The sequence below is a fragment of the Streptomyces sp. NPDC048462 genome, from assembly GCF_043200175.1.
GTDB lineage: Bacteria > Actinomycetota > Actinomycetes > Streptomycetales > Streptomycetaceae > Streptomyces.
This window is the reverse complement of sequence record NZ_JBICXG010000003.1, coordinates 324950-348928: the sequence shown is the minus strand read 5'-3', so window position 1 is coordinate 348928 and position 23979 is coordinate 324950. Positions and strand designations below refer to the sequence as shown.

Annotated in this window: 23 protein-coding genes and 1 riboswitch; of the genes, 12 read left to right on the top strand and 11 right to left on the bottom strand. The window is 71.2% G+C overall.

Going from position 1 to position 23979, the window contains the following annotated elements; genetic code table 11:
- Positions 1 to 143: 143 nt before the first annotated feature.
- Positions 144 to 626, top strand: coding sequence for a molybdopterin-dependent oxidoreductase (locus tag ACGFU6_RS07580; protein ID WP_393608771.1), 483 nt, complete (start codon positions 144 to 146; stop codon positions 624 to 626).
- A gap of 86 nt (positions 627 to 712) precedes the next feature.
- On the opposite strand, the gene ACGFU6_RS07575 is transcribed toward ACGFU6_RS07580, so the two are convergent.
- Positions 713 to 1132: a molybdopterin-binding protein gene (locus ACGFU6_RS07575; RefSeq protein ID WP_393608770.1), complete on the bottom strand. Its 420-nt coding sequence runs from the start codon at positions 1130 to 1132 to the stop codon at positions 713 to 715.
- Between the two features lie 470 nt (positions 1133 to 1602).
- Here ACGFU6_RS07575 and modA point away from each other — a divergent pair, with 470 nt between their 5' ends.
- Both modA and ACGFU6_RS07565 read left to right on the top strand, forming a co-directional pair.
- Positions 1603 to 2409 carry a molybdate ABC transporter substrate-binding protein gene (gene modA, locus ACGFU6_RS07570; protein WP_393608769.1) on the top strand — a complete coding sequence of 269 codons (807 nt, stop codon included), beginning with the start codon at positions 1603 to 1605 and terminating at the stop codon, positions 2407 to 2409.
- 246 nt (positions 2410 to 2655) lie between these two features.
- Entirely contained in the window at positions 2656 to 4629 is a 1974-nt protein-coding gene (locus ACGFU6_RS07565) for an ABC transporter permease (RefSeq protein WP_393608767.1), read from the top strand.
- A 139-nt stretch (positions 4630 to 4768) separates the two neighbouring features.
- Here the strand turns inward: ACGFU6_RS07565 and ACGFU6_RS07560 are convergent, their stop codons facing one another.
- The 4 genes from ACGFU6_RS07560 to ACGFU6_RS07545 all read right to left on the bottom strand — a co-directional run bounded on the left by ACGFU6_RS07560 (position 4769) and on the right by ACGFU6_RS07545 (position 8655).
- On the bottom strand, positions 4769 to 6043 hold the full coding sequence (locus ACGFU6_RS07560) for a sugar ABC transporter permease (RefSeq protein WP_393608766.1): 1275 nt from the start codon (positions 6041 to 6043) through the stop codon (positions 4769 to 4771).
- Complete coding sequence (locus ACGFU6_RS07555) at positions 6040 to 6819, bottom strand: ATP-binding cassette domain-containing protein (protein WP_393608764.1); 780 nt, start codon at positions 6817 to 6819, stop codon at positions 6040 to 6042. Before ACGFU6_RS07555 ends, ACGFU6_RS07560 begins: the two co-directional genes overlap by 4 nt.
- A 146-nt stretch (positions 6820 to 6965) precedes the next feature.
- Positions 6966 to 8057, bottom strand: a complete 1092-nt coding sequence (locus ACGFU6_RS07550; RefSeq protein WP_393608763.1) for a sugar ABC transporter substrate-binding protein — start codon at positions 8055 to 8057, stop codon at positions 6966 to 6968.
- A 145-nt stretch (positions 8058 to 8202) separates the two neighbouring features.
- Positions 8203 to 8655 (bottom strand): flavodoxin family protein, encoded by a 453-nt coding sequence (locus ACGFU6_RS07545; protein WP_393608761.1) that lies wholly within the window; start codon positions 8653 to 8655, stop codon positions 8203 to 8205.
- Between ACGFU6_RS07545 and ACGFU6_RS07540 the strand changes: the two genes are divergently transcribed.
- The gene (locus tag ACGFU6_RS07540) at positions 8632 to 8898 is read left to right on the top strand and encodes a hypothetical protein (protein WP_393608759.1); all 267 of its coding nucleotides are present in this window, start codon (positions 8632 to 8634) and stop codon (positions 8896 to 8898) included. The genes ACGFU6_RS07545 and ACGFU6_RS07540 overlap by 24 nt on opposite strands.
- A gap of 35 nt (positions 8899 to 8933) precedes the next feature.
- Here the strand turns inward: ACGFU6_RS07540 and ACGFU6_RS07535 are convergent, their stop codons facing one another.
- From ACGFU6_RS07535 to ACGFU6_RS07525, 3 genes are all read right to left on the bottom strand, one after another.
- The gene (locus ACGFU6_RS07535; RefSeq protein WP_393608758.1) at positions 8934 to 10310 is read right to left on the bottom strand and encodes a histidine-type phosphatase; all 1377 of its coding nucleotides are present in this window, start codon (positions 10308 to 10310) and stop codon (positions 8934 to 8936) included.
- A 144-nt stretch (positions 10311 to 10454) separates the two neighbouring features.
- On the bottom strand, positions 10455 to 10883 hold the full coding sequence (locus ACGFU6_RS07530) for a helix-turn-helix transcriptional regulator (RefSeq protein ID WP_393608756.1): 429 nt from the start codon (positions 10881 to 10883) through the stop codon (positions 10455 to 10457).
- 52 nt (positions 10884 to 10935) lie between these two features.
- The gene (locus ACGFU6_RS07525; RefSeq protein WP_393608754.1) at positions 10936 to 11415 is read right to left on the bottom strand and encodes a MarR family winged helix-turn-helix transcriptional regulator; all 480 of its coding nucleotides are present in this window, start codon (positions 11413 to 11415) and stop codon (positions 10936 to 10938) included.
- 104 nt (positions 11416 to 11519) lie between these two features.
- Here ACGFU6_RS07525 and ACGFU6_RS07520 point away from each other — a divergent pair, with 104 nt between their 5' ends.
- Together ACGFU6_RS07520 and ACGFU6_RS07515 are read left to right on the top strand one after the other, a co-directional pair.
- A complete protein-coding gene (locus ACGFU6_RS07520; RefSeq protein WP_393608752.1) occupies positions 11520 to 12479 on the top strand; it encodes a zinc-binding alcohol dehydrogenase family protein in 960 nt (319 codons plus the stop codon).
- Positions 12480 to 12568: 89 nt separating this feature from the next.
- A complete protein-coding gene (locus ACGFU6_RS07515; RefSeq protein ID WP_393608750.1) occupies positions 12569 to 12997 on the top strand; it encodes a pyridoxamine 5'-phosphate oxidase family protein in 429 nt (142 codons plus the stop codon).
- Positions 12998 to 13090: 93 nt separating this feature from the next.
- Here ACGFU6_RS07515 and ACGFU6_RS07510 read toward each other — a convergent pair whose 3' ends face one another.
- Positions 13091 to 13342: a hypothetical protein gene (locus tag ACGFU6_RS07510; protein WP_393608748.1), complete on the bottom strand. Its 252-nt coding sequence runs from the start codon at positions 13340 to 13342 to the stop codon at positions 13091 to 13093.
- 597 nt (positions 13343 to 13939) lie between these two features.
- Here ACGFU6_RS07510 and ACGFU6_RS07505 point away from each other — a divergent pair.
- The 3 genes from ACGFU6_RS07505 (at position 13940) to ACGFU6_RS07495 (ending at position 18872) form a co-directional block, all read left to right on the top strand.
- Entirely contained in the window at positions 13940 to 14761 is an 822-nt protein-coding gene (locus ACGFU6_RS07505; RefSeq protein WP_393608747.1) for a hypothetical protein, read from the top strand.
- Between the two features lie 95 nt (positions 14762 to 14856).
- Positions 14857 to 15073: riboswitch (cobalamin riboswitch) on the top strand.
- A 159-nt stretch (positions 15074 to 15232) separates the two neighbouring features.
- A complete protein-coding gene (gene metE / locus ACGFU6_RS07500; protein ID WP_393608745.1) occupies positions 15233 to 17551 on the top strand; it encodes a 5-methyltetrahydropteroyltriglutamate--homocysteine S-methyltransferase in 2319 nt (772 codons plus the stop codon).
- 226 nt (positions 17552 to 17777) lie between these two features.
- Positions 17778 to 18872: a Rieske 2Fe-2S domain-containing protein gene (locus tag ACGFU6_RS07495; protein ID WP_393608743.1), complete on the top strand. Its 1095-nt coding sequence runs from the start codon at positions 17778 to 17780 to the stop codon at positions 18870 to 18872.
- A 37-nt stretch (positions 18873 to 18909) separates the two neighbouring features.
- On the opposite strand, the gene ACGFU6_RS07490 is transcribed toward ACGFU6_RS07495, so the two are convergent.
- Complete coding sequence (locus tag ACGFU6_RS07490) at positions 18910 to 19647, bottom strand: TioE family transcriptional regulator (RefSeq protein WP_393608741.1); 738 nt, start codon at positions 19645 to 19647, stop codon at positions 18910 to 18912.
- A 91-nt stretch (positions 19648 to 19738) separates the two neighbouring features.
- Here ACGFU6_RS07490 and ACGFU6_RS07485 point away from each other — a divergent pair, with 91 nt between their 5' ends.
- From ACGFU6_RS07485 to dhaL, 3 genes are all read left to right on the top strand, one after another.
- Positions 19739 to 20935, top strand: a complete 1197-nt coding sequence (locus ACGFU6_RS07485; RefSeq protein WP_393608739.1) for an erythromycin esterase family protein — start codon at positions 19739 to 19741, stop codon at positions 20933 to 20935.
- Between the two features lie 239 nt (positions 20936 to 21174).
- The gene (locus ACGFU6_RS07480; RefSeq protein WP_393608737.1) at positions 21175 to 22173 is read left to right on the top strand and encodes a dihydroxyacetone kinase subunit DhaK; all 999 of its coding nucleotides are present in this window, start codon (positions 21175 to 21177) and stop codon (positions 22171 to 22173) included.
- A gap of 57 nt (positions 22174 to 22230) precedes the next feature.
- Positions 22231 to 22896: a dihydroxyacetone kinase subunit DhaL gene (dhaL, locus tag ACGFU6_RS07475; protein WP_393608736.1), complete on the top strand. Its 666-nt coding sequence runs from the start codon at positions 22231 to 22233 to the stop codon at positions 22894 to 22896.
- Between the two features lie 14 nt (positions 22897 to 22910).
- Here the strand turns inward: dhaL and ACGFU6_RS07470 are convergent, their stop codons facing one another.
- Positions 22911 to 23636 (bottom strand): HAD family hydrolase, encoded by a 726-nt coding sequence (locus ACGFU6_RS07470; protein ID WP_393608735.1) that lies wholly within the window; start codon positions 23634 to 23636, stop codon positions 22911 to 22913.
- Between the last annotated feature and the right edge of the window lie 343 nt (positions 23637 to 23979).

Sequence of the window (23979 nt, the reverse complement as noted above, 5' to 3'; positions counted from 1 at the left end):
GCAGAAACACGCGGGATCAACGGTATCGGTTCACAAACGCCAGGCTTTCAGCGGACATTGCCTCGTACGCGCGATTTCGCGGGGCGGCGGCTGGGCATACCTTCTGACAGCCGCCCTGCGGGCCGTCCGATTTGGGGATCCCCATGAGCCGACTCAGCGCGCAACCCCGCACACCTGCACCGCCGTTCACCCCCTTCGCGCTGCGCGGGGACGTGGAGTGCCCGGCCACGCTGACCGTGGAGGACCTGCGCAGCGGGTGGGAGGAGCACCGGGCGGACGTGGTCTTCGACTGCGCCACCAACGGCCCGCAGCACCACAGCTTCGAGGGCCCCCTGCTCCGCGAGGTGGTTCTCGACGCCCATCCGGTGTTCGACGCCCGCAGGCGCAAGGACCGGTCCCGCTACCTCGTGGCGGTCACCGGCGGGGACGGGCACCACACGGTGCTGTCATGGGCGGAGGTGGACGCCGATTTCGGCGATGTCCCGGTCCTCCTGGCCACCCGGATGGACGGTCAGGGGCTGGACGCGGCGGGAAGCCAGCTGGTGGTGCCGGCCGACCGGTGCGGCGCGCGCTACATCAGCGCCATCACACATGTGTGGGTCGGAGCGTGGCCGGTCTCCGTATAGCCGCCCCCGTCCGCACACCGGCTCTTCGGCGAACCGGCACGGTCCGCGCCTCCCGCCCGGTCCGTGCCGCCCGCCCGGCCGGTGGCTCAGGCCGCGGCGAGGGAGACCTCGGTGGACTTGATCAGCGCGGTGACGGAGGCGCCCGACGCCAGCCGCAGGTCGGTCACGGCGTCCTTGGTGATCGCCGCGGTCAGTTCGCCGCCCTCGACGGAGACCTTGACGCTCGCCATGGCACCGCCGGTGGCGACGTCCGTGACGGTCCCGCGGATCTGGTTGCGGATGCTCAGCCCCTCGACGTCGCCGGTCGCCAGGGACACCTCGGTGGACTTGATCAGCGTGCGGACCGGGCTCCCGCCGGTGAGTCCGAGCTCCTTCACCGCTTCGAGCGTGATCGCGGCCGTGATCTCCTGCCCGCCCACCAGACGGACCTTGACGGTGGCCATCACATCGCCCGCGGTGACGGCGGTGACGGTGCCGGCGATCTGGTTACGGATGCTCAGGCTCATGGGGAGGTGCCTCGAATTCAGAGTGAAATGTCTGGTATTTCCCGGTCTGTATTCCCCACTCTAAACATCTCCGGCACGGCCGGCAGGCGGGCGCCGCAGGCGCGAGGGCATTGCGGCACCCCGCCCGGCAAAAGAGAGAAAACAGCTTCACGGACCACCCCTCACCTGGGCACATCCATGCGCCTGCCGCTTCGGAGTTTCCTCCGAACGACTCCGCATCTGCTATGGAGCTTCGCATTACGCGTTGTAAATGCAAACCGAAAAGACCTATTGTGTGGCACATGCAGTCCCCCGCCATGGGTGATGTCGCAGCCCGGGTGACCACCACCCGCCACACGTCGCCCGGCGTGCGCACCGACCGCACCTGAGCCCCACAGCTCCACAAGCGGCGTCGCCCGTCCCCGGCGCGGCTCACCACCATCCGCTCGGGCGGCACCAGCCGGCCGCGTTCCCAAGGAGTCCCGACCCTCATGTCCCTCGCCTTCACCAGACGCCGTACCGCAGCCTCGATCCTCACGGCGGCTCTCCTCGTCCCGCTGGCAGCCTGTGGCAGCGACAACGACAAGAAGGACTCGGGCGCCGACGCGACCGCCTCCTCGACCGGGGTGCCGAAGGCGGACCTGACGGTGCTGGCCGCCTCGTCCCTCACCGACGTGTTCAAGACCGCCGGTGCCGCGTACGAGAAGGAGCACCCCGGAACCAAGGTGAAGTTCTCGTTCGCCGGTTCGCAGGAGCTCGCCGCCCAGGTCAAGCAGGGCGCGCCCGCCGACGCCCTGGTCACCGCCGACACCAAGACGATGGACGGCCTCAGCTCCGACACCGGCACGCCGACCGTCATCGCGAAGAACCGCCTGGTCATCGCCACCGGCAAGGGCAACCCGGAGAAGATCGACAACCTGAAGGACCTCTCCGACACCAAGCTCAAGGTGGTGCTCGCCGCCCCCGAGGTGCCGGTGGGCCGCTACAGCAAGCAGATCCTGGACGCCCAGAAGATCGCCGTGAAGCCGGTCTCCCAGGAGCCCAACGTCCGCGCCGTCCTCAGCAAGGTCGAGCTCGGTGAGGCGGACGCCGGTCTCGTCTACAAGACGGATGCCGCCACCGCCACGGACAAGGTCGAGGCCATCGACATCCCCGATGCCCAGAACGCCGTCGCCTCGTACCCGGCCGCGACGCTGAAGACCACGAAGAGCAGCGAGGCCGCTGACGCGTTCGTCAAGTGGCTCTCCACCCCGGAGGCCCAGAAGATCCTCGCCGCCGCGGGCTTCCAGCAGCCGTAGGGTGACCACCCGTGGGGGGGGGGGGGCGCCCCCCCCCCCCCCCCCCCCGCCCATCAGCCGCCTGGGGGGGGCGCCCCCACGCGGGGGGGGGGGGCCCGACGCGGCCCCCCCCCCCCCCCCCCCCCGAGCCGCGCGGCCGGGGGCGCCCCGCCGGGGGGGGGGCCCCCCCGGGGGGGGGGCCGGCCCCCGGGGCGGCCCCCCCGCACGGCATTTCCGCTTCAGGGACTTCCAGCTCCAGGGACTTCGATGAGACGCCTTCGCAGCCGCACCACCGGCCCCCGCGCACCGATCGCGCTGGCGATCCCCGCGCTGCTGGCCATCGCCTTCCTGTTGCTGCCGCTGATCGGAATCCTCGCCCGCACCTCCTGGGGCGACCTGGGCACTCATCTGACCAGCCCCGAGACCACCCAGGCGCTGAAACTGTCGCTGCTCGTCTCGTTCTGGGCGCTCGGCCTCTCGCTCGTACTCGGTGTGCCGCTGGCCTGGCTGCTGGCCCGTACCGAGTTCCCCGGCAAGACCTTCGTCCGTTCCCTCGTGCTCCTGCCGATGGTGCTGCCGCCCACGGTGGGCGGTGTGGCCCTGCTGCTCGCCTTCGGCCGGCGCGGTCTGCTCGGGCCGTGGCTCGAGGACACGTTCGGCATCACGCTGCCCTTCCACACCTCCGGCGCCGTCCTGGCGGCGACGTTCGTCGCGATGCCGTTCCTGGTCATCAGCCTCGAAGGGGCGCTCGGCGGGCTGCGCCCCCGTTACGAGGAGACGGCGTCCTCCCTCGGGGCCTCGCCGGTACGGGTGTTCTTCACCGTCACCCTGCCCATGGTCGCCCCCGGCCTCGCCGCCGGAGCCGCGCTCACCTGGGCGCGGGCACTGGGTGAGTTCGGCGCCACCATCACGTTCGCCGGAAACCTCCCCGGAACCACCCAGACCCTGCCGCTCCAGGTCTACCTGCTCCTCCAGGACAACCCGGAGGCCGCCACCTCGGTCTCCCTGCTCCTGCTCGCGATCGCGATGCTCGTCCTCATCGGGCTGCGCGGGCGGTGGACCGGCACCCCGAGCGCGGCGACCGCCGGGCCGCGCGCCCAGGCCGACGATCCGGCCGCCGTCCCGGCGCCGGACGCCCGGCCGCCCGCACCGGAACGCGCCGGGCCCGGAGCCGAAACCGGGACCTCGGCCGGGACCGTCCAGGACAGCTGGCCGCTGCACGCCGAGGTCACCGGCTTCAACCAGCTCACGCTCGACGCCGACGCCGGGACCACCATCGCCGTCGTCGGGCCCAACGGCGCGGGCAAGACGACCCTGCTGCGCGCCCTGCTCGGCCTCACCCCGCGCGCCCACGCCGCGCTGCGGCTCGGGGAGATGGACGTCAGCACCCTGCCCACGCACCGCCGGGGCGTCGCCTGGGTGCCGCAGGACGGCGCGCTGTTCCCGCACCTCAGCGCGCTCGCGAACACCGCCTACGGGCTGCGCGCCCAGGGTGTGGCGCGCGCCGAGGCCCGCCGCAGGGCCCAGGAATGGCTGGACCGCCTCGGCGTGGGCCACCTGGCCGCCCGCAGGCCGTCCCAGGTCTCCGGCGGGCAGGCCCAGCGCATCGCCCTGGCCAGGGCGCTCGCCACCCGGCCCCGGCTGCTGCTGCTCGACGAGCCCCTGGCCGCGCTCGACCAGACCACCCGGGCACATGTCCGGCACACCCTGCGCACCCACCTCGACGGCTTCGGCGGCGTCTGCCTGATCGTCACCCATGACCCGGTGGAGGCCGTGTCCCTCGCGGACCGCGTCCTCGTACTGGAGGACGGCCGCGTACTCCAGGACGCCCCGCCCGGCGAGGTGACCCGGCACCCCCACTCCCCCTGGGTCGCCCGCATGCTCGGCCGCAACGCCTGGCCGGGCACCGCGACCGCCGAGGGTCTCCGGCTCGACGGCGGCGGCCTCCTGGTCATCGCGGACCCGCTGCCGGCCGGTACCGCGGCGCTCGCGGTCATCGCCCCCGAGGCGGTCTCCGTGCACCGCGCCGAGCCCGGCGGCAGCCCGCGCAACATCTGGGCGGGCACCGTCCGGGAGATCACCACCAGCGGCAGCCGGCTGCGCGTCCTCATCACGTCGTCGCAGGCACCGGATCTCGTCGCGGAGATCACCCCACAGGCCGCGGCCGAACTCGGCCTCGCGGACGGCGTCCCGGTGTGGACCAGCGTCAAGGCGACCGAGACGACGGTCGTGGCCCTGTAGCCGGTCGACAGGTCGAGGACCTGGACGACTGCCTCGCGCGTCTGCCCGCCGACAGCGACCGGATTCCTTTCCTCAGGCGGCTGCCGGCCGAGATCCGCAGCCGGTGACGGCTCGGTGACCGGCGAGGAGCGGCCACCCCTCAGGCTCGTCCCGCCGCTTTCTGGCTCCTGCGCGAGAGGGAGTCGACGACCACGGCCGCCAGCAGCACGGCACCCGTGATCATGAACTGGACGGCGTTGCTGACCCCCATGATGTTCATCCCCGACTGGATGGACCCGATCACCAGGGCGCCGAGCAGGGCCGACCAGACCGAACCCCGCCCGCCGAAGAGGCTCGTACCGCCGATGACGGCCGCGGCGATGACGTTCATCAGCAGGTTGCCGCCGCCCGAGGTCTGGCTCGCGGACTGGATCTGCCCGGCCAGGAAGATGCCGCCGACCCCCGCCATGGTGCCGGCGATCGAGAAGACGGACATCCGGATGGACGCCACGCCGATTCCGGCCCGCCGCGCGCCCTCGACGTTGCCGCCGACGGCGAAGATCTTCCGCCCGTACGTGGTGCGGCGCAGCACGAAGTCCAGTACCACCAGCAGGATCAGGAAGATCAGCAGAGCCAGCGGCAGGCCCTCGTACCGGTTGAGGATGTACGCGGTGGCGAAGGCGATCGCGGCGAGGACAGCCGCGCGCAGCACGATCTCGGTGACCGGGCGCGACGGTACCTTGGCCGCCCTGCGGCGACCGGCGTCCAGGAGCGATGCCGCCAGGAACAGCCCGACCCCCACGGCCGCCGCCGCGTAGGCGGCGGCCGGGCTGGCGTAGATGGTCGAGTAGAGCTCGGCGACAATGCTGTCGCTCGGGATGTTGACCGTTCCGCTGGAGCCGAGCACCTGGAGCATCAGCCCGTTCCAGGCGAGGTTGCCGGCCAGGGTGACGACGAACGCGGGCACGCCGACCTTCGCGAAGAAGAAGCCGTGGATGAGGCCCACGGCCGCTCCGCCGAGGATGGCGATCAGGAGCGCCAGCCACTGGTTCATACCGTTCAGGACGTTCAGTACGGCGAAGATCGCGGCGCACAGGCCGCTGACGGAGCCGACGGAGAGGTCGATCTCGCCGAGGAGCAGGACGAAGACGATCCCGACGGCGATCATGCCGGTGCCGACGATCTGCTGGCTGAGGTCTGAAAGGTTCTGTGCCGAGAGGAACGTGCTGTTGAGGCTGCCGAACACGGTCCAGATGATGATCACGGCGAGGACGACGGGCAGGGAACCCAGCTCGCCGCTCCGCAGCTTGCGCCAGAACTCCCGCAGGTAGCCGCGGAGTCCCTCCTCGCGCACGAGCAGCCGGGTGTCGACGGCGGGGGTGGCGGCGGGTGCCGGTTCCTGTGCGTCGTCGCCGCGGGAGCGGTTCCTGGTCATCGCTCCTCCTCCCGCCTACGGGCCTGACGGCGGGTCACGGCGCTGTCGGTGGCACCCGTGATGGCGGAGATGATCTCCTCGGTCGTGGTGGAACGCCGGTCGAAGTAGCCGTTGTTGCGGCCCAGCCGCATGACCGCGATCCGGTCCGCGACCGCCATCACGTCCACCATGTTGTGGCTGACCAGAATGGTCCCGAGGCCTCGGTCACGGAGCCGCTCGACCAGGTCGAGGACCTCGGCCGTCTGCTCCACGCCCAGGGCCGCGGTGGGCTCGTCGAGGATGACGACCTTCGGTTCACCGATGAGGGAACGGGCGATCGCCACCGTCTGGCGCTGGCCGCCGGACAGGGAGGCGACCGGGATGCGGACACTGGGGATGCGGATGGACAGGGTGTCGAGCAGTTCTCTGCTGCGCCGGTCCATGCGGACCTCGTCGAGCACGCCGAAACGGCGCAGTTCGCGGCCGAGGAAGAGGTTGCCGACCACGTCGAGGTTGTCGCACAGGGCCAGGTCCTGGTAGACGGTCGCGATGCCGAGGCGCTGGGCGTCGTGCGGCCGGTCGATGGTCACCCGGCGGCCCTGCCATTCGATGACGCCCTCGTCCGGTCTGTTGACCCCCGCGATCGTCTTGACCGCGGTGGACTTCCCGGCGCCGTTGTCACCGACGAGCGCGACGACCTCGCCGGGGCGGACGTCCAGATCGAAGCCCGACAGTGCCTGCACGGCACCGAACCGTTTGGAGATCCCCCGCAGTGTGAGCACAGGTGCTTCCGGCAACGGAACCGCCTCCTCCGCCCGCACGCGCGGGCCGTCTGGCACCCCCGCCGGACGGCCCGCGCGGTGCGGCCCGTCCGGATTCGCGGACTCGGGACTACTGGAGGCCTCGGGACTGCTGGAGGCCGGGACTGCTGGAGGCCTCGGGACTACTGGAGACCCGCCTTCGCGCACGCGGCGGCGTAGGCGGGAGTGCAGATGTCCTTGACCGTGTACAGGCCGTCCTTGACGACGGTGTCCTTGATGTTGTCCTTGTCGACCACGACCGGTGTCAGCAGCCTGGCCGGGACCTTCTCACCGCTGCCGCTGGTGACGGTGGTGGGCGTCAGGGACTTGGGGATGTCCTTGCCCTGGGCGAGCGCGACCGCCATCTCGGCGGCGATGTCCGCCTCCGGCTTGTACGGCTTCTCCACCGTGATGGTCTGGGTGCCGAGCAGGATCCGCTGGATCGCGTCGAGCTGGGCGTCCTGGCCGGTCAACGGCACGTTCATACCGGCCGCCTTGAGAGCGGTGGCGATACCGGCGGCCAGGCCGTCGTTGGCCGAGTAGACGCCGATGATGTTGTTCTTGCCCAGGGCGCTGATGGCGCCCGCCATCTGCTGGTTGGCGTTGTTCGGGTCCCAGTTCGGGGTGTCGTACTCCTTGCCGATCTTCACCTTGCCGTCGAGGACGGAGTGGGCGCCCGCCTTGAACTCGGCGGCGTTCGGGTCGGTCGGCGAACCGTTCTGCATCACGATCTCGCCGCTGCCGGCCCTGCTCCCCAGGGCGGCGAGCAGCGCCTTGCCCTGCAGCTCACCGACCTTGCGGTTGTCGTACGAGACGTAGCTGTCGACGGGGCCCTGGGCGAGGCGGTCGTACGCGACGACCTTCACGCCCGCGGCCCGCGCCTTCTGCACGGACGACTGGATCGACTTGGCGTCCACGGCGTCCAGGATGAGCACCTTGTCGCCCTTGGCGAGGGCGGTGTTCACCTGCTGCTGCTGGGTGGTGGCGCTCTCGGCGGCGTTGTAGTAGTCGATCTGCGCGCCGGGTGCCAGTTCCTTGATCTTGTTCTCGATGTACGGCTTGTCGAACTTCTCGTACCGCGTGGTCTTGCTCTCCGGCAGCAGCAGACCGATCTTCACGTCGTCCGCTGCCGCTCTGCCCGCTCCCGGCTGCGCCGCGCCGCTGGTCGCCACCGCGCCCAGGGACAGGGCCGCCGCTCCGGCCAGGGCTATCGCGCCCCGCAATGTACGGCTCATGGGGAGGCTCCTTCTCGTACGGCGCCGTCCCTCCGAACCGGGAGACGCGGAGACGAAAATGCACTTTCGGCCTACATATCGACATTAGCGGCAACCTCCGGACCGGCAAGCGGGTGACATCGTCGCAGGCGGGCCGCCCGAGGAGTCAGGCCATCAGGCCGCTCGCGAGCGTCGCCCCCAGCTCCCAGCACGCCTCCGTGTCGGCCTTGCCCGGTTCGCCCGTCACCGTCACGGCGTCGGCCGCCCGGCGCCATCCCAGGCCCGTGGTGATCGACTCGATGGCCCGGACGGCACCGGTGACGTCGTTGCCGCCGTGCACGTAGTACCCGAAGGGCCGGCCGCGCGTCGCGTCCAGGCACGGGTAGTAGACCTGGTCGAAGAAGTGCTTGAGGGCACCGGACATGTAGCCGAGGTTGGCCGGGGTCCCCAGCAGCAGGCCGTCGGCGGCGAGCACGTCGGACGCCGTGGCGGCGAGTGCCGCGCGCCGCACGACCCGGACACCCTCGATCCCCTCCGTCGTCGCGCCGGAGACGACGGCTTCGAACAGCGCCTGGCAGTTCGGGGAGGGCGTGTGATGGACGATCAGCAAAGTGGCCACACCCCGAACCCTGCCGCCCCCGACTCCGGGCCGCAAGCGAGGCACGGCCGGGCACGGTGCCGCAGACACGTTCAGGCGGGCACCGGCACCGCCGCGGTGACGCTCGCCTCGGTCGCGCCCGCCCATCGCCTCCTGATGACCGGCCGGCCCGGCACCCGGGAGCAGGTGCACGGGCTGATCGCCATGCTCGCGGCGGCCGGGACAGTCGGTGCCGCCGCCGGAGATGTCCCGGGCGGCGGGTAGGCGCCGTTGTCACGGTCGCCGCCGCCGGTTGGCTGTCAGGACTCGGCGCGGCCGAAGCAGCGCTTCAGCTCGTCGGCGTCGTAGAAGTAACTCCCCTTCGACACCGGCTCGCAGCCCTGCTTGAAGGCGGTCTGCCTCTCGTTGTAGAGCATCCGCACCAGGTATCTGCTCCCCCGGCTTCCCTCGCTCCCGGTTCCCGTCTTCCGGTACAGGTCCCACTGGATGTTCGCGGCCATGGGCGCCACCGACGCGCCTCGCCAGGCGTTGTCGGCGTACGTGTACGGCTTCGCCGGCGATGCCGGCTCCGTGCTGCCGGGCAGACCCATGAGCGCGGCCAGCGGGATGATCTCCTCCGCGTGGGTGAAGCGCAGCTCGGCGCCCATGTCCGCCGTCCCGGCCCGCTTGGCGTCGATCTTCTCGAAGAAGTCATCGAGCAGGACGTTCGCCATCCTGAAGGTGATGTCGCTGTCGGAGAATCCCGGGCCCTTCTCGTAGAAGTCCTCGGCATCGCCGAGGTAGGCGAACCACCGGGCGTCGCGCGGTGCGATGTAGCGCTCCATGTTCCAACTGCCCTCGTCGGACATGGCCGGAGCGATGCTGTAGAGGGCGTAGACCGCCTGCGCGGCTTCCGTGTCGGTGCCGATCCCGGAGAACTCGCCGGCCGAGACCCGCTTGACGAAGGCCGGCTTGAAGATCTTCTTCAGGACGTTGCAGGCGGCGGTCCGGGTGGCCGGCTGGTCGGTGATCCGCTTGAGCGTGGCGGCCAGCCGCTCGTCGTTGTCGACGTAGTCCCGGTACTCCTCGCCACCGGCCGACTTATGGAAGTAGAGCAGGTCGGCGTCGGTCCTGGCGGGCGTGATGAGCGGCTTGAGAGCGGGGTCGTTGTCAGCCAGGGCCGTCGCGAACAGATTGCCGCTGTCGACGGCGCGGTCCTTGCCGGAGTCGACGATGTCGATCTGCTCGGAGTTCCTGACGATCCGCCCGAAGAGCGTGGGGAGCCGCTTCTCCAGCCGGGCCGCAGTATCCACGAGCTCGCGCTCACCCCGGCCACTGAGCTGTCCGTATCCGACCTTGTCCATAGCCGCGAGCAGAGACCGCGCCTCGTCGCCGAAGCGCTCGCCCGCGCGGGTGAGTTGGCCCTCGCTCGCGGCTTTCGACCACAGCGCCAGGATCAGGTCGCCGTCCTCGCTGTCGGACGCCGCCCGGGATCCGTGGCGGGAGACGCTCTCGGTGAACACCGGGACGAACCCCTCGGGGGCCTGCTGGTAGGCCCGCAGGTTCTGCTGGGGCGCGTACGGGGTCTTGGTGCCGTAGTAGCGGCCGGGAGAGGAGCTCGCCTGGGCCGGCGCCGCTGTCGACAGCAGGGCAGATGCGGCGAGCGTCAGAGCGACGGCGACGGTTCGTTTCTGCATGGGTTCACCGGTTCGGATCGGGATGCGTCGGTCGGGCGCTCGCATCATGATCGTTCGGGATGAACACGGTGGGTGCGGAAGATGGCCCGCACATGCACCACGCCGCGACGAAGACCTTGCCCGGCGCCCGCCGCCCCACGCCCGTCAGGCCGGCGTCCCGCCGATCGCGGCCGGCTGGTCCTTGACCGGCCGGGTGTGCGCCCTGGCCAGACACGCGGGCAACGCCAGCACGGCGCTGTGGTCTCCGGCCCGGTACGCGCTCGGTGTCATCCCCACGAGTTCGGTGAACCGGGAGCTGAACGAGCCGAGGGAGGTACAGCCGACCGTCATGCACGCGTCGGTCACGCTCATGCCCGTGCGCAGCAGCGCCATCGCCCGCTCGACCCGCCGGGTCATGAGGTAGCTGTACGGCGTCTCGCCGTAGGCCTCCCGGAACGCCCGGGAGAAGTGGCCCGGTGACATCAGCGCGCGGCTCGCCATGGCCGTCACGTCCAGCGGCCGCGCATACTCCCGGTCGACGAGATCCCGGGCCCGGCGCAGGTGCGCGAGGTTGGCGAGGCGCTGGTCATCCATGCGAGGAGGGTACCTCCGCCGGTGCGCCCGTTCCCGTGGTTCCGCGCCCTCGTCAGAGACTCTGCTCCCCGGCGCCGGACCCCGGTTGCCGCACCTGGAGGAGGGAGGCGGCGAGCTCGGTGAGCTGGGCGCGCCGGGCGGCGGGCAGCTCGTCGGTGAGCGCGCTCACCCGGCGGCCGATCTCGTCCGCGCACTGTCGGGCGAGCCGCCTGCCGCCGGGGGTCAGGGTGACGAGGACGGCGCGGCCGTCGTACGGGGAGGGTGTGCGCTCGACCAGGCCGCGCTTCTCCGCGCGGCCGACCAGACCGGTCATCGAGGACTTGTCCAGGCCGAGGTGGCGTCCGAGCTCGACCATGCCCGCCCGCCGGTCGCGCAGGATGCCGAGGAGCCGGATCTGGATGACCGACAACTCGTGCTCGGCGCCTGCGGCGGAGACGATCCGGTGGATCAGGAAGGACAGCTGCACCAGCGCGTCCACCGTGTTCAGGGGCCCGTCATCGGCAAGGCCGGACGGGTCGGATTCGAGGGTCATGGGGCCAGCCTATTTGACGTAGTACGTGGCACAAACTATTTTCGGATTTAGTACGTGCCGCAAACCAAATGGTCGCGGCAGTCCCATCGGAACGGGAGAATCCCATGCACGCCGCAGTCGTACGGTCCTTCGGCTCGCCGCCCCGGTTCGAGAGCTTCCCGACTCCCAGCGTCTCCGGGGACCACGAGGTCCTGGTCGACGTCCTGGCCGCCGGTCTGCACCCCCGGGTCCGCTCGGCCGCGAACGGCAGCCACTACACCTCCGACGGCACGCTGCCCCTGATTCCCGGCTTCGACGCGGTCGGCCGCACCCAGGAGGGCGAACTGCTCTACTTCGTCGCCACGGACACGGCCCCGGGCACCATGGCGGAGAAGGCGGTGGCCGACCGCCGCCGGGCCATCGCGCTGCCGCCCGGGACGGACCCGGCCGACGTGGCCGCGGCCATGAACCCCGGCATGTCCTCGTGGGTGGCGCTGCGCTCCCGCATCTCCTTCCGGCCCGGCAGCTCCGTGCTGGTCCTCGGCGCCACGGGCAACGCCGGACAGCTGGCCGTCCAGATCGCCGGGCACCTCGGGGCCGGCCGGGTGATCGGCGCGGGCCGCGCCCCCGAGCGGCTCAGGCTGCTGGAGGCCATCGGAGCCGACGAGACGGTGAGCCTGACCGGCGACGACGAGACCGTGGCGAGCCGGCTCGGGCAGGCGGCAGCGGACGTCGACGTGGTCATCGACTACCTCTGGGGCCATGTCACCCAGCAGGCCATGCCCGCACTGCTGACGGCCCGCACCGACCGCGCGAAGCCGCTGACCTGGATCCAGATCGGGTCCATGGCCGGGCAGAACATCAACCTGCCCTCGTCCCTGCTTCGCGCGGCGAACCTGAACGTCATCGGCAGCGGCCAGGGCTCGGTGACCACCGGCGGCATCGTCGCCGAGCTGCCGTCCCTGGCCGAGCGGATCGTCTCCGGAGCCCTGGCCGTGGACCCGCTGCTCATCCCGCTGAGCCAGGTCGAGGAGGCGTGGAACACGCAGACCTCCCCCGGCCAGCGCATTGTCCTGACGCCCTGACGCCCCGCCGCGGATGCCAGGACGACACGGTACGAACGTTGCATAATTCAGCACCAGAGGCTCACGACACCCACCACGAAGGAGTCCCCGTGGCTTTGACCCGTGAAGAGCGCGAGCAGTTTCTGGCGGAGCCGCACGTCGCGGCACTGGCCGTGCACGCGACCGAGCCGGACCGGTCACCGCTGACGGTCCCGATCTGGTACCAGTACCGGCCGGGCGGCGACATCTGGATCATGACGGGGCTCAACTCCCGCAAGGGCAAGGCGATCGCGGAGGCGGGCCGGTTCTGTCTGATGGTCGACCGCGTCTCACCGACCGTGCGCTACGTCTCGGTCGAGGGTCCCGTCGTCTCGACCGTCCCGGCCACCCGCGAACAGCTGGTCGAGATGTCGTCGCGCTACCTCCCCGCAGAGAAGGTCGAGGGTTACGTCGACTTCGCCTGGAAGGAGCACGGCGAGCAGGTGGTCGTCCACATGCGGCCCCAGCGCTGGCTCGGCACCGACCTCGGAGCCGTCTGAGAGGAGCGGGACCTGCCGGGCCGCACGCACCGGGCCCGGCGCCCGCACCGCGACTGCCGCCCCTGCCGGCCGCCCTCCGCAGCGGGCCGGAGCTCAGCCGGACGGTTCGTCGGGGACGGGGTGCTCGGGATGAGGGTGATGGCCGACATGCGGAGCGCCGCGTCGGCCGGTGCCCGCCTCGTCGGTATCGGGGACCTCCAGGTCCGGCCGCTCGTCGGCCGTCCGCCGCTTCGCACCGCCGACCACGTCCAAGGGGTCCTCGTCGGCCCTGGCCTGCTGATCGGGCGGGTCGCGGGGAATCGGGGCCGCGCTGCTCCCCGGGTCTTTCGGGTGACCGTCGTTCACGGTGTGCTCACTTCCTTCCGTAGGCGTCCACCGGTGCGGGTACCCGGGTGACCGGCGACGATGCGTGGCAGCCTCGGCACCGGACGTCTTCGGCCGCCGCCCGGACCCGGCGGTGCACGGCCCGCTCCGGGTGGGGCACTCCATTCGTCCCACAGGAGCGGGAGTCACGCTCACCGAGGACGCGGGAGCGGGGAGCGGAACTACCGTTCTCCGGGCGGCCCCGAGCCCTCCGGCACCGCCCGGCAGCGGCGGCGGAACCCGGACCGAAGAGCCGGGCCGGCAGGTTCCTGGCGAACCCTTGCGAACCCTCCTCAACCGAGTTGCGCAGGTGCTAACTTGCAGCATCACGAAGGACGGCGCGGAGCACGGCACTCCGGGAATCACGTGTTGCCTCCGGCCGGGCCTCGCAGGTGCCACCGCCCCCGCAGCGATCAGGCATGACGCCGGACGCCCGGACCCAAACGCTGTCCCCACCGCCGTCACCACCATCACGGACATCACCGCCATCGCACCCATAGCGACGCTCGGGACGGTCCGGACCACCTGAACGATCTGGTCGATCCGGACGGGTCGGGGCCATCCACGGAAGGACAGCACATGGGCATGGACGTCGCGGTCGGCATGTTGATCATGTGGGCAGTGGGCAAGGCCAGGCGGGCGGGGGGCCAGCTCAACGGACTCACCGACCACACGATGGAGTTGCTGGTTCAACGGCTGTGGGAGCTGGTGGACGCCAAGCTGGGCGGCGATCCGGCGATCCAGCAGCTGGTGTCCGAGTCGCGGGAGAACGGCGACGCCACGGCTCCGGCACGCACGCGCGCCGAGAACGTCCTCCGGGACGCGGCGGACCAGGACCCCCGGTTCGCCGCGCAACTCGAGGCCATCCTGTCGAATGCGGGCGGCGGGAACACCTCCCCGCCGGCGGACTCCGAGCCCACCGGCATCCGGGCCGGCGGAGCCGTCGTCACGGGTGCCAACTTCGGCCGGATCAACGCCAATACCAGCATCAAGAACGTCGTCGCGCGGAATCCGCTGCCCACCCTCATCGTGGCCGTCCTGGTGCTCGTCGCGGCCTTCTTCGGCATACGGGCGATGATCCCGCCTTCCGGCAGCGGCGAAGAGGCACCGGGCTCCTCCGCGATGGTCGGCACCTGGAAGGCCGCCGGGTCCGCCGACCCCATGGTCTTCGGCCAGGACGGCACCTGCTCGGGCTTCTACTACGACAACGGCGCCCCGCTCGACATCGGCGGCCCGATGACCTGCTCCATCTCCAGCACCGCGGACGAGGACGGCCGCTACGCGTTCGTCGTGACGCAGAGCCCGAACAAGGCGACCTACCGGGTCGGCTTCGTCAACGATGCCCGCGCCGTCGTCTACTCGTCCACGGGACAGAAGATCTATGAGATGAGCCGCTTCTGACGGCCGGCGCCCGGGACGGAGCGCCGGCCCGCTCCCCTCGGTGACAGGCGTTCCGCAATGTGAACGGCTTGGCCCGGGGCGCCGGACGACGGTCTAGTGTGGTCCGTGCAGCTGGTTCGCCCTGTCCGCCAGACAGGCGCGTCGCAAGAGGGAACCCGGTGGAATTCCGGGACTGCCCCGCAGCGGTGAGTGGGAACGACCGCCGTCATACGCACTGGGTCCGGTTGGATCTGGGAAGCGACGGCCAGTAGGTGTCCGCCTCGGCGGATGTGCCCGCGAGTCCGAAGACCTGCCCGTTGCCCGCACGCGAACCCTCGCGTGCGGATACCCCGGTGACCTCGTGGGCGGGTCGGCGTACATATCGAGCGGTACACACGGCACATCGTCGGTGTGGTCCGTCCGGTTCGTCATCCCTTCGCGTCCGCGTCCCGTCCCGGGATGTTCAGGAGTCATCTCGCGAAGGAGATTTCCGTGACAGCCAAGCCCGCAGCCGCGGCAGCACGAGCCACCGTGTACGGCTACCCCCGCCAGGGACCGGACCGGGAACTGAAGAAGGCCGTCGAGGGTTACTGGAAGGGCCGTGTCGCCGCCGGCGCCCTCCGGGAGACCGCGGCCGGCCTGCGCCGCGCCAACTGGACGCGGCTGGCCGACGCCGGCGTCCACGAGGTGCCCACCGGCGACTTCTCGTACTACGACCACGTCCTGGACACCAGCGTCATGGTCGGCGCGATCCCCGCACGCCACCGAGCGGCCGTCGATGCCGACGCCCTGGACGGCTACTTCGCGATGGCCCGCGGCACCCAGGACGTGGCGCCGCTGGAGATGACCAAGTGGTTCGACACCAACTACCACTACCTCGTCCCCGAACTCGGTCCGGACACCGTCTTCAGCGCCGACTCCGCCAAGCAGGTAACGGAGTTGGGGGAGGCCCTCGCGCTCGGCCTCACCGCCCGGCCGGTGCTCGTCGGCCCGGTCACCTATCTCCTGCTGGCCAAGCCGGCCCCGGGGGTGCCGGACGGCTTCGAGCCGCTCACCCTGCTCGACCGGCTGCTTCCGGTCTACGCGGAGGTACTCGCCGATCTGCGTGCCGCCGGCGCGGAGTGGGTCCAACTGGACGAACCCGCGCTCGTCCAGGACCGCTCCCCCGCCGAGCTGAACGCGGTGGCCCGCGCCTACCGTGAGCTCGGCGGCCTCACCGACCGACCCAAGCTGCTCGTCGCCTCATACTTCGACCGGCTCGGTGAGGCCCTGCCCGTCCTGGCGAAGGCCCCGGTGGAGGGTCTGGCCGTGGACTTCACCGGCGCGGCGGCCGCCAACCTCGGCGACCTCGCCGCCGCGGGCGGGCTGCCCGGCAAGCGGCTCGTCGCCGGCGTCGTCAACGGACGCAACATCTGGATCAACGACTACGAGAAGTCCCTCTCCACCCTCGCCACCCTCCTGGGCCTGGCCGACAGCGTCGACGTGGCCGCGTCCTGCTCCCTGCTGCACGTCCCGCTCGACACGGCGCCCGAGAAGGACATCGACCCCCGGATCCTGCGCTGGCTCGCCTTCGCCGGGCAGAAGACCGCCGAGGTCGTCACACTGGCCAGGGCGCTGACCCGGGGCACCGGGGCCGTCGCCGCCGAGATCGCCGCCAACCGCGCCGCCCTCGCCTCCCGCCGGGACTCCCCCATCACCCGCGACCCCGCCGTACGGGCCAGGACCGCGGCCGTCACCGACGCGGACGGGCGGCGCTCCCAGCCGTACGCCGGGCGGACCGCCGCCCAGCGTGCCCGCCTCGGGCTGCCCCTGCTGCCCACGACGACCATCGGCTCCTTCCCGCAGACGAATGAACTGCGCACCGCACGGGCCGACCTCCGCGCGGGCCGGATCGACACCGCCGGCTACGAGGAGCGGATCAAGGACGAGATCCGGGAGGTCATCTCCTTCCAGGAGAAGACCGGCATCGACGTCCTGGTGCACGGCGAGCCCGAACGCAACGACATGGTGCAGTACTTCGCCGAACAGCTCACCGGCTACCTCGCCACCCGGCACGGCTGGGTCCAGTCCTACGGCACCCGCTACGTGCGCCCACCGGTCCTGGCCGGCGACATCTCCCGCACCGAGCCGATGACGGTGCGCTGGACGACGTACGCCCAGTCCCTCACCGACCGGCCCGTCAAGGGCATGCTCACCGGCCCCGTCACCATGCTCGCCTGGTCCTTCGTCCGCGACGACCAGCCACTCGGCGACACCGCGATGCAGGTCGCCCTCGCCCTGCGCGACGAGGTCAACGACCTTGAATCTGGTGGCACTTCGGTCATCCAGGTGGACGAACCCGCACTGCGCGAGACCCTGCCGCTACGGACGGCGGACCGCGCCGCCTACCTGGACTGGGCGACCGAGTCGTTCCGGCTCACCACCGGCGGGGTACGGCCGGACACCCAGATCCACACCCACATGTGCTACGCCGAGTTCGGCGACATCGTCCAGGCCATCGACGATCTGGACGCCGACGTCATCAGCCTGGAGGCCGCCCGTTCGCACATGCAGGTCGCCCGGGAACTGGCCGGACACGGCTACCCCCGCGAAGCCGGACCCGGCGTCTACGACATCCACTCCCCCCGGGTACCCGACGCCGACGAGGCCGCCGCCCTGCTCCGCAAGGGACTTGAGGCCATCCCCGCCGAACGCCTGTGGGTCAACCCCGACTGCGGCCTGAAGACCCGGGGCTGGACCGAGACCAGGGCGTCCCTGGAGAACCTCGTCACCGCGGCCCGAACCGTCCGGGGCGAACTGCCCGCCACCTGACCGGGAAGCGATGGGAGGGCCGGGGCACCCGCAGGGTGAGCGCTCGCGCGGGCGCCCCGGCCCGCCACCCGTTCCCCGCTCCCTGGCCGGCGCCTGCCCCTCGTCGTCAACTCATCGCGCACCGCTTCCCGTTCGGGTGGCACGCAATCTGTTGAGGGAATCGCGCGAAGGTCTGGGCAGCCTCCCGGCGAAAGATCCTGCAGGGGAAGTCGTCGGAGGGGAAGTCTTGGAAGTGTCACCCGAGTACGGGCGCACCATCAGCGAGGGTCCGACCCCGGCGGACGCCGCCGGTGCGCCCGCCCTGCCCTGTCCGAGCGGCTGGTCCGCGCTGGCGTTCTCGCACGAACTGCGGCCGGGCACCGTACTGACCCGGCCGCTGGCGGGCCAGGACGTCGTGCTGTACCGGCTGGGCAGCGGGGAGCTACGGGCCGTCCACCCGTACTGTCCGCACCTCGGTGCCCATCTCGGGCTGGCGAAGATCGACGGGGACGAGCTCACGTGCCCCTTCCACTTCTTCGCGTTCGGCCCGGACGGCACATGTGTGCGCACGGGGTACGGCACGCCGCCGCCGCGTTCCGCGCTGACCCAACTGCCCGTGCACGAGGTCAACGGCGCCGTCTTCGTCTGGCGTCACCACGACGGCCGCGCTCCGGACTGGACGGTCCCCCGCTGGCACGAGATCGGCCACCGGCCCGCGCGCACGGCCGCCTGGGAGCTGGCCGGAAACGTCCAGGAGGTCATCGAGAACTCGGTGGACCTGGGGCACTTCGCCACCCTGCACGGCTGGGCCAGGGCCGAGATCGGCGGGCCGGTGGTGTACGAGGACGCCGCGTTCCACGTGTCCATGCGGGCCCACGAGACGGCACCGCTGGTGGGCAGCTTCACGGTCGACGTCGAGGTGGACGGATACGGGCTCGGCTGCCTGCACGCCGATGTGTACACGCCGCGCTTCGGGCTGCGGATGTGCACGATGGTGATGCCGACGGCGATCGGCCCCAACCGGATGCAGTTCCGGCAGTTGAACCGGATCGCCTTCACCGAGCCGGGCCGGCTGCCGCCCCCGCTCGCGCGAGCGGTCAGCCGTACCGCCGCGCGGCTCCTGGACCGCGTCATCTTCCGGTCGAGTTGCGAGTTCACGGCGGCCGACTTCCCGATCTGGCACCACAAGCAGTACCAGCAGCCGCCCCGGCTGGCCTCGGGCGACGGCCCGATCGGCCCGTTCCGGCGCTGGGCCCGGCGGTTCTACCCCCCGCCGCCCGGCAACGGGCCCCTGCCACGGCCCGTCCGCGGCAAGGAGGAGGACACGGCCGTGCACCCATGACCCCGGTCCGCGGGGCCGGTGCACCGGCCCCCGGGGCTCAGCCGCGCCGGCGGAGGTAGCCGTCCAGCTCCGCGGCCCCGGTCAGCATCGCCCGGCCCCGGGCCGACAGCCGGCCGCGCCAGTCGTCCAGTGCGGCCTCCATCGGTTCGAGCCCGCCGGCCGAGCGCACCTGGGCGATCAGCGGGGCGATCTGCTCCAGGAGGTATCCGCCCCGCCGTAGTTGATGTGTCAGCCGGGCGTCCCGCACGTCGGCCTCGTCGTAGACGCGGTACCCCGTCAGCGGGTCACGCTCCGGGTTCACCAGCCCGGCACCCTCCCACTTCCGCAGCGTCGCGGGCCGGATGCCCAGCTTCCCGGCGAGCGGCCCGATGAACGTGCCGGCGTTGCCCGCCCCGGCGGCCGGATCGGGCTCGGACGGCGTGGCGGGCTCCAGGTCGCGCAGGGCGCCCTCCACGGCCCGGAGGGTCCGGCGGTCGTCGAGGAGCTGGGCGTGGCTCTCGTCGATGAGGTGGAACGCGTGATCGGCCGCGCCCTCGTTCACCGCCCGCATGATCAGCGTCGCCGTCGGGTGGCCGTGCCCCGGCACCAGGGCGAGAAAGGCGCGCAGCGCGCCCGCGTGCCGTGGCGTGTAGGTGCGGTACCCGCTGGGTGTGCGGTCGGCCGCCGGAAGGATGCCGGCCTCCTCGTAGTTCCGCACCGCCTGCGTGGACAGACCGTGCCCGCGCGCCAGATCGATCGGCCTGAGCCGCTCACCACTTTGAGGGTTTCGCTTCACCGGTCTGCCATTCCCCTGCCATTTCTCTGGGATTTCGCCGCTGCAATCGTGAACAAGTCTCCACCGTTGGTTCAACGATACCGTTGAATGCATGGCTACTGCTATCAAGGACACCACGCACGCCGTCGAGGCCTGCGCAGTCATGAAGCTGCTTCCCCGCAAGCCTCGGCTGCTTGCTCTGGGCGAGCCCACCCACGGCGCCGGCGCCGTGCTCGACGCACGCAACAAGCTCTTCCGTCAGCTCGTCGAGCAGGAGGGCTACCGGACGATCGCCATCGAGAGCGACTGCCTGATGGGTCTGCTGGTGGACGCCTACGTCACCTCGGGCACCGGCACTCTCGACGAGGTGATGGAGCACGGATTCAGCCACGAGTGGGGCGCCTTCGCGGGCAACCGCGAGCTCGTGCGCTGGATGCGTGCGTACAACGAGGACCGGCCCGCGTCCGAACAGGTCCGCTTCGCCGGTTTCGACGGGCCGTTGGAGATCACCGGCGCCGCGAGCCCCCGGCACGCCCTCACCTCGCTCCATGCCTACCTCTCGGCCCATCTGGACGCGGGCCTGTTCCCCTGCACCGCCGGCACGCTCGACCGTCTGCTCGGCTCCGACGGACAGTGGACCGAGCCCGCAGCGATGACGGACCCGGCTCGGTCCTTCGGGCGGTCGGCAGAGGCCAGGGAGCTGCGGCTGCTCACCGACGACCTCGTGGCGCTGCTCGATGCCCGGATACCGCAGCTGATCGCATCGGACTCACGGGAGGGCCTGCACCTGGCGCGTCTGTACGGGCGTACCGCCGTCGGGCTGCTCCGCTACCACTTCTGGATGGCCGACACGTCACCGAGCCGCTTGTCCTGGCTGATGAGCCTGCGGGACTCGATGATGGCCGCCAACCTGCTCGCCCTCGCCGAGCAGGGCCCGGCACTGGTCAACGCCCACAACGGGCACCTCCAGCGGGACCGGAGCACGACGCGGATGAGCGGCCGGCCGCTTGAGTGGTGGAGCGCCGGCGCGCTCGTGGACACCCGCCTGGGCGAGGAGTACGCCTTCCTGGCCACGGCCCTGGGCACGATGCCGCACCACGGGGTCGGTACCCCGCCGCCGGACAGCCTCGAAGGGCTCCTTTACGCGCTCCCGGACGACAGCCGCGTCGTCGATGCGGCGGGGCTGGCCGCCGCCCTCGGTGAGACACGCCCCGCCCCTCGGGTTTCCCCTTACTACGGCTACTCACCGCTCGATCCGTCCCACCTGGACCGGATCGACGGGCTCGTGTTCGTCAAGGACGCCCCTTAGCCTCGGCGTTTCAGTTGGAACTGGCGGGCGGTCGAGCAGGATTGTTTGTCGGCGAGGTCCGTGGACGAATGCAGGCGTGGGTGAATCGCTCGCGGTCAGCGATCATGCGAGGCGTGTACGAATGAATGACCGACTGTCCTACGAATTGCCCTGTACCGGCCGGGGACGCAGCATGTAAATCACCTCGGCGGGAGGGGCCCGGCCCAGCCGCTCGCGGCCCTCGACGACGGAGGACCTGGATGGCATCGTATTTCGAGAACGGTGACGACACCCTGGTGCGGGACGCCCTGCGGGGCTTCGCCCGTGCCCACGCGGATCTGCTCACACTCGACCCCGGCCACGGTTTCCTCCTGGCCCGCGACCCGGCGCCCACGCGGAGGGTCGGCCTCCTCTCGGGTGGAGGGGCAGGGCACGAACCCCTGCACACCGGATACGTCGGACGAGGCATGCTGGACGTCGCCTGCCCGGGTCTCGTCTTCGCCTCACCGCACAACCGGCAGGTGTACGAAGGATCCCTCGCCGCGGCCCGGTCCCAGGGCGTGCTGCACATCGTGAAGAACTACACCGGCGACCGGATCAACTTCGGCATCGCCGCCGAACGGCTCGCCCACCGCGACGTCCCCTGTGCCCGGGTCCTGGTCGACGACGACCTCGCCACCGACTCCGAAGACATCGCCGCGGGCCGCCGGGGCACGGGCGGCACCGTCCTGATCGAGAAGATACTCGGGGCGGCGGCCGACACCGGGCTCGGCCTCCAGGAACTCCAGGAGTTCGGCACCCGCCTCGCCGCAGGCTGTCGCACCCTGGCCGTTGCCTCAGCCGCCCACACCGCGCCCGCGACCGGCCAGCCCGCCTTCCTCCTCGATCCGGAGGAACTGGAGTACGGCGTCGGCATCCACGGCGAGCGCGCCCCGGAGACCGTCCCCCGCGGCCCCCTCGGCCCTCTCGTCGAGCGCATGGCCCTGGCGCTCCTGGACGCGCTCTCCCCGGCCCGGGACTCCTCCGTCATCGCCCTGGTCAACGGCCTCGGGGCGGTCACCCCGCTGGAGCTGTACGCGGTCCACACCGTGCTCGGCGGCCTGCTCGACGACCGCGGTATCGAACTTGCCCGTTCCCTCGTCGGCGAGTACATCACTTCCCTGGACATGCGCGGCTTCTCCATCACCCTGCTGGCCGCCGACCACCAGACCCTGCGCCTGTACGACGCGCCCGTGTGGACCGCCGCCCTGCGCTGGTGAGGCCGCGGCGGCACACAGCCGTCCCCGACAGCTTTCCCCCGAGCACGGGAGGCACCCATGACGACCAGTACGTCCCCCGACGCGTTCTCCACCGACGCCTGGATGCGCCGCTTCGTGCTGTCCGCCCGGACCGCGAAGGACCGCCTCACCTCATTGGACCAAGCGGTGGGCGACGGCGACTTCGGCATCAACCTCAGCACCGGAGCACGCTCCACCCTTCGGCATCTCAACGCGAACCCCGCATCCCGCAGCGACCCCGCCGCACCCCTCCACGCCGCGGCCACGGCCTTCCTGGACGAGGTCGGCGGCACCAGCGGGCCGTTGTTCGGCCTGCTGTTCCAGGCACTGGCCGTCGCCGTGGCCGACGCCGGGGCCGCCACCACGCAGGCTCTCGCAGCCGGAGCGGCGGAGGGGCTGGCGGCCGTCCGCCGCGTGGGTGACGCGGCGCCCGGCGACAAGACCCTCGTCGACGCACTGGGCCCGGCGGCTGAGGCCCTCAGGACCGCCCCGGAGACCACCCCGTCGGCGGAAGCCCTGGCCCGGGCCGCCGACGCCGCCTGGGCCGGCGTGTCCGAGACCGCGCGTCTGCGCGCCAGGATGGGACGCTCCAGCTACCTCGGCAGACGCGCCGAAGGCGTTCCCGATCCGGGTGCGGTGGGTATCGCGCTGCTCTTCGCCTCCGCCCAAGCAGTCGTGGAGGATCTCAGCACGTGGCTGGACTGAGGGGCTGCCGGCCCCTACTCCCGCGCCCCGCGAGTCGGCCAGGACTCCACCCAGGCCGACAGATCCGGAGCGTTAAGGGCGGGTACCCACAGGTCGGCCCGGGCCGCCTCCTCGGGCCGCGGGCGCGGGCCCACCCCGACCACGCGCAGCCCGGCCCGCAGGGCCGACTCGATTCCCGTCATCGAGTCCTCGACGGCGAGAGCCCGTTGCGGTGCGGCACCGCAGAGGCGGGCGGCCGTCGCGTAGACGTCCGGCCAGGGCTTCGGGCGTACGGGCTCGCCGTTCCGGCCTCCGGGGTTGTCTTCACTCGGGACCACAACGTGCTCGAAGTGGCCGAGCAGACCGGCCCGGTCGAGGCTCGACTCCACCACCTGCAAAGGGCAGTTGCTCGCCACGGCGAGTGGCAGGCGGCCGGAGAGCCGACGTACGAAGTCGGCGGCTCCGGGCATCGTGACGGGGTCCTTGGCGACCTGAACCATGAAGTGGCGCAGTAGCGAGCCGGTCATTTCCGCTGCCAGCTTGGGCTTGTCCGCCTCCTGGGCCATCAGCCGGCCGCAGTCGATGTAATGGACGCCCTTGGCCCGCTCGGCGAAGCCCGGCGCGGGGTGGATACCGAAGTCCCGGAAGACCTGGCTACGTGCGTCCTGCCAGTGGCTTTCGGTGTCCATCAAGGTGCCGTCGCAGTCGAAGACGACGGCCTCGGGAGACCAGCCGGTCAGGGCGTTGGTTGTGTCGGTCATGGTGTGCCGCTCCTGAAGGAGGGAGGCGGTCAGGCTCGTGGCGGGACCGCGGATTCGTGGTTGTGCGTTTCCCAGAGGCGGCTTGGACGGCTTGCTGCGTCCCTCGCCCCATCGATGTCCGGGGGCCCGTAGGCGTATTCCCGTTCGCATCGTGAAACGTCACCGCGGCCACGCTATGGAGGTGTTGTTGCGTGATGCAATCACTGCTTTGCGTGCTCGACCGCGCCGGATCCGAGGTGTAAGGGCCCACCCGAATTCCTTTCGGTGAAACGCTCTGATTTGCACGCCAATGTTGCGCAGTGGAAGGTGAGTTGATGAATGGCTGCGCGGGATTCGTCGCCCG